This is a genomic window from Hyunsoonleella pacifica, from assembly GCF_004310335.1.
Lineage (GTDB): Bacteria > Bacteroidota > Bacteroidia > Flavobacteriales > Flavobacteriaceae > Jejuia > Jejuia pacifica.
This window is the reverse complement of sequence record NZ_SIRS01000010.1, coordinates 1-5,760: the sequence shown is the minus strand read 5'-3', so window position 1 is coordinate 5,760 and position 5,760 is coordinate 1. Positions and strand designations below refer to the sequence as shown.

Annotated in this window: 2 tRNA genes and 3 rRNA genes; all 5 read right to left on the bottom strand. The window is 45.8% G+C overall.

Annotation, left to right across the window (positions count from 1 at the left end):
- Nucleotides 1-40: 40 nt before the first annotated feature.
- Nucleotides 41-148 (bottom strand): 5S ribosomal RNA (gene rrf / locus EYD46_RS17560).
- 151 nt (nt 149-299) lie between these two features.
- Nucleotides 300-3,113: ribosomal RNA gene (locus EYD46_RS17555) — 23S ribosomal RNA — on the bottom strand.
- A gap of 186 nt (nt 3,114-3,299) precedes the next feature.
- A tRNA-Ala gene (locus tag EYD46_RS17550) sits at nt 3,300-3,373 on the bottom strand.
- A gap of 151 nt (nt 3,374-3,524) precedes the next feature.
- Nucleotides 3,525-3,598 (bottom strand) — tRNA-Ile (locus EYD46_RS17545).
- 152 nt (nt 3,599-3,750) lie between these two features.
- Nucleotides 3,751-5,272 (bottom strand): 16S ribosomal RNA (locus EYD46_RS17540).
- The 16S, 23S and 5S rRNA genes sit together here with 2 tRNA genes alongside, the layout of an rRNA operon.
- Between the last annotated feature and the right edge of the window lie 488 nt (nt 5,273-5,760).

The window sequence follows — 5,760 nt, the reverse complement described above, 5'->3', positions numbered from 1 at the left end:
AAAAAAAGAGTCTAACTACAATTGTAATTAGACTCTTCAAAAAAGGCGGCGACCTACTCTTCCACAAGTGTAGTACCATCGGCGCTAATGGGCTTAACTTCTCTGTTCGGAATGGTAAGAGGTGAGCCCCATCGCTATAACCACCTTAAATCTTTGGGTTATGGGTTTTAAGATTATTGGGTTTTACTAAAACCTAACTCCTAAAAACTAACACCCAGTATATCTTAACATATTGAAAAAGTGTACATGATTTATTTTTGATAGAAAAAGACTGCCGTCCCCTCCTTGCGAAGGGGAGGCGCAATAAGCTTATGGGTTATTAGTACTACTCGGCTATGACGTTACCGCCTTTACACCTGTAGCCTATCAACGTGGTCATCTCCCACGACCCTTTAAAGAAATCTCATCTTGTGGTGGGTTTCGCGCTTATATGCTTTCAGCGCTTATCCCTTCCCAACGTAGCTACTCTGCAATGCCACTGGCGTGACAACAGATACACCAGAGGTTAGTCCAACTCGGTCCTCTCGTACTAGAGTCAGATCCACTCAAATTTCTAACGCCCACTGTAGATAGAGACCGAACTGTCTCACGACGTTCTGAACCCAGCTCGCGTGCCACTTTAATGGGCGAACAGCCCAACCCTTGGGACCTTCTCCAGCCCCAGGATGTGACGAGCCGACATCGAGGTGCCAAACCCCCCCGTCGATGTGAGCTCTTGGGGGAGATCAGCCTGTTATCCCCGGCGTACCTTTTATCCTTTGAGCGATGGCCCTTCCATGCGGAACCACCGGATCACTATGCTCTACTTTCGTACCTGATCGACTTGTAGGTCTCTCAGTCAAGCTCCCTTATGCCATTGCACTCTACGCACGGTTACCAAGCGTGCTGAGGGAACCTTTAGAAGCCTCCGTTACTCTTTTGGAGGCGACCACCCCAGTCAAACTACCCACCAAGCACTGTCCTCATTTCTGAGTTAGACTCTAGATAAGCAAAGGGTGGTATTTCAACAATGACTCCACAACGCCTAGCGACGCCACTTCAAAGTCTCCCACCTATCCTACACATTACTTATCCAAAACCAATACTAAGCTATAGTAAAGGTGCACGGGGTCTTTTCGTCCCACAGCGGGTAATCGGCATCTTCACCGATACTACAATTTCACCGAGCTCATGGCTGAGACAGTGTCCAGATCGTTGCACCATTCGTGCAGGTCGGAACTTACCCGACAAGGAATTTCGCTACCTTAGGACCGTTATAGTTACGGCCGCCGTTTACTGGGGCTTCATTTCAGATCTTTGCCGAAGCTAAACCCTCCACTTAACCTTCCAGCACCGGGCAGGTGTCAGGCCATATACATCGTCTTTCAACTTAGCATAGCCCTGTGTTTTTGATAAACAGTCGCCTGGACCTTTTCACTGCGGCCCCGCCGAAGCGGGGCGACTCTTCTCCCGAAGTTACGAGTCTATTTTGCCTAGTTCCTTAGCCATGAATCTCTCGAGCTCCTTAGAATTCTCATCCCAACTACCTGTGTCGGTTTAGGGTACGGGCCGCTGCTCTTGCTTTTCTTGGAAGTCGATTCTCTGGATTATCACCGCAACCGAAGTCTTAGTGTACTATCAGGGCATTACTGCTCCCTTCAACGTGCTATTCCGTCAGCACGCACCAAATATTCGCCTCCGTCACTTTTAGTGAGAGCGGGTACAGGAATATTAACCTGTTGTCCATCGACTACCCCATTCGGGTTCGCCTTAGGTCCCGACTAACCCTCAGCTGATTAGCATAGCTGAGGAAACCTTAGTCTTTCGGAGTGCGGGTTTCTCGCCCGCATTATCGTTACTTATGCCTACATTTTCTTTTCTATACGTTCCAGTAGACCTCACAGTCAACCTTCAACACATATAGAATGCTCCCCTACCACTTTCGTCCATAGCTTCGGTAGTATGTTTATGCCCGATTATTATCCATGCCAAACCGCTCGACTAGTGAGCTGTTACGCACTCTTTAAATGAATGGCTGCTTCCAAGCCAACATCCTAGCTGTCAAAGCAGTTCAACCGCGTTTATTCAACTTAACATACATTTGGGGACCTTAGCTGATGGTCTGGGTTCTTTCCCTCTCGGACATGGACCTTAGCACCCATGCCCTCACTGCATTACATCATTTTATAGCATTCGGAGTTTGTCAGGAATTGGTAGGCGGTGAAGCCCCCGCATCCAATCAGTAGCTCTACCTCTATAAAACTAATAATACGCTGCACCTAAATGCATTTCGGGGAGTACGAGCTATTTCCGAGTTTGATTGGCCTTTCACCCCTACCCACAGGTCATCCGAAGACTTTTCAACGTCAACCGGTTCGGTCCTCCACTGTATGTTACTACAGCTTCAACCTGCCCATGGGTAGATCACACGGTTTCGCGTCTACCACTACCAACTAAAGCGCCCTATTCAGACTCGCTTTCGCTACGGATCCGGTGCTTAACACCTTAACCTCGCTGGCAACGGTAACTCGTAGGCTCATTATGCAAAAGGCACGCCGTCACTGATTAATCAGCTCCGACCGCTTGTAAGCGTATGGTTTCAGGTTCTATTTCACTCCCTTATTCAGGGTTCTTTTCACCTTTCCCTCACGGTACTAGTTCACTATCGGTCTCTCAGGAGTATTTAGCCTTAACGGATGGTCCCGCCAGTTTCACACAGGGTTACACGTGCCCCGCACTACTCAGGATACTACTATCTAAACTTCGCTTACCTATACAAGACTATCACTTTCTTTGGTCTGTCTTTCCAAACAGTTCTAGTTCGCTTAGTGTCGAATATTGTAGTCCTACAACCCCAGTATTGCCGTAACAACACTGGTTTGGGCTAATCCGCGTTCGCTCGCCACTACTAACGGAATCACTTTTGTTTTCTTCTCCTCCGGGTACTTAGATGTTTCAGTTCTCCGGGTTCGCCTCCTTGCGGATACTATATCTTCAATATAGTGGGTTGCCCCATTCGGATATCTGCGGATCAATTTGTATGTGCCAATCCCCGCAGCTTTTCGCAGCTTATCACGTCCTTCTTCGCCTCTGAGAGCCTAGGCATTCCCCATACGCTCTTTTGTAGCTTATTGTACTTTTTGTCTTTCTTAATGAGTTATAATTGCTCGTTACAATTATTATTTTTATTAAATATTTCTATCTAATTTTCATGTATCTTTTTTCAATATGTCAATGAACTTTATGCGCTGTAAGCTCTATGCCGTAGGCAGTAAGCTGTCAGCTTAAAGCATAAGGCATAGAGCCTGTAGCTTCAATCGTGGAGAATATCGGAGTCGAACCGATGACCTCTTGCGTGCAAGGCAAGCGCTCTAGCCAGCTGAGCTAATCCCCCGTCTTATGAAATTCCAAAAATCATTTTTCCAAATCCCAATAAAATAAGATGGATATCCCAACTTCTAAAATTTCCTTTCAATATGTAATGAACTTCTCTGTCTTTCAACAAATAACCGCCTGCGCGGGCATACTCAGTGTTTCGCACTTCGTAGTCTCAGGCAGACTCGAACTGCCGACCTCTACATTATCAGTGTAGCGCTCTAACCAGCTGAGCTATGAGACTGTGTTTAGTCGTTAGCCGTTAGTTATTAGTAGTTCGTGTTGTTCTTAACAGCTAATATCTAATGACTTACTTACTATATTTTAAATTAACAGCAATGAGAATAAACTATTTATCGTAATAGTTATGATACTTAATTAGTCGTCTTTCTCTAGAAAGGAGGTGTTCCAGCCGCACCTTCCGGTACGGCTACCTTGTTACGACTTAGCCCTAGTTACCGATTTTACCCTAGGCCGCTCCTTGCGGTGACGGACTTCAGGCACTCCCAGCTTCCATGGCTTGACGGGCGGTGTGTACAAGGCCCGGGAACGTATTCACCGGATCATGGCTGATATCCGATTACTAGCGATTCCAGCTTCACGGAGTCGAGTTGCAGACTCCGATCCGAACTGTGATAGGGTTTATAGATTCGCTCCAACTCGCGTTGTGGCTGCTCTCTGTCCCTACCATTGTAGCACGTGTGTAGCCCAGGACGTAAGGGCCGTGATGATTTGACGTCATCCCCACCTTCCTCACAGTTTGCACTGGCAGTCTTGCTAGAGTTCCCATCTTTACATGCTGGCAACTAACAACAGGGGTTGCGCTCGTTATAGGACTTAACCTGACACCTCACGGCACGAGCTGACGACAACCATGCAGCACCTTGTAAAGTGTCCGAAGAAAAGCCGATCTCTCAGCCTGTCACTCTACATTTAAGCCCTGGTAAGGTTCCTCGCGTATCATCGAATTAAACCACATGCTCCACCGCTTGTGCGGGCCCCCGTCAATTCCTTTGAGTTTCATTCTTGCGAACGTACTCCCCAGGTGGGATACTTATCACTTTCGCTTAGCCACTCAGCCGAAGCCGAACAGCTAGTATCCATCGTTTACGGCGTAGACTACCGGGGTATCTAATCCCGTTCGCTACCTACGCTTTCGTCCATCAGTGTCAATACATTATTAGTGATCTGCCTTCGCAATTGGTATTCTATGTAATATCTATGCATTTCACCGCTACACTACATATTCTAACCACTTCATAATGATTCAAGACTAGCAGTATCAAAGGCAGTTCTACAGTTAAGCTGCAGGATTTCACCTCTGACTGACCAGTCCACCTACGGACCCTTTAAACCCAATGATTCCGGATAACGCTTGGATCCTCCGTATTACCGCGGCTGCTGGCACGGAGTTAGCCGATCCTTATTCTTACGGTACCGTCAAGACTCTACACGTAGAGTGGTTTCTTCCCGTATAAAAGCAGTTTACAACCCATAGGGCAGTCTTCCTGCACGCGGCATGGCTGGATCAGAGTTGCCTCCATTGTCCAATATTCCTCACTGCTGCCTCCCGTAGGAGTCTGGTCCGTGTCTCAGTACCAGTGTGGGGGATCCCCCTCTCAGGGCCCCTACCTATCGTGGCCATGGTGTGCCGTTACCACACCATCTAGCTAATAGGACGCATACTCATCTTGTACCGTAAACTTTAATATAATGTCCATGCGAACTCTATATATTATGGGGTGTTAATCTTCATTTCTAAAGGCTATCCCCCAGTACAAGGCAGATTGTATACGCGTTACGCACCCGTGCGCCGGTCGTCAGCAAAAAAGCAAGCTTTTTCCTGTTACCCCTCGACTTGCATGTGTTAGGCCTGCCGCTAGCGTTCATCCTGAGCCAGGATCAAACTCTTCATCGTTAAATTTTTAAGTCTTATCTGACTTATTTGCTTAACAACTAATCAGAATCTCTAGTACTCAAAATGGTCTATTCTCTTTGTTGATTAAAACTGTTTCTTAGATTCCCGTTTTCACAGGAATGACAAACTAACGTTTTGCTGTTTCCAGCAAGACATCTTTTTAATCTTACGCTGTCAATTCAATATGTTTATGAACTTGTTTCTTCTTTTCTTAACTCGTTTCCTCGTTAAGCGGGTGCAAATATAAAACCCTTTTTTTTACCCCACAATACTTTTTAAAACTTTTTTGAAATAAATTTTTACCTCTTTTGTAAATCCTAAAATATAACTTGTGAATGAACTTTCTGCTAAACAACATTAGCCGTTTTTGCGGGTGCAAACATACTACCTATTTTTAATTACACAATGACTTTTTTAATATTTTTTTACCCCTTTTTTTTACACGCTTTTAATACCCTATAAATCTGTGTTTTATGTCATGAGAAAAA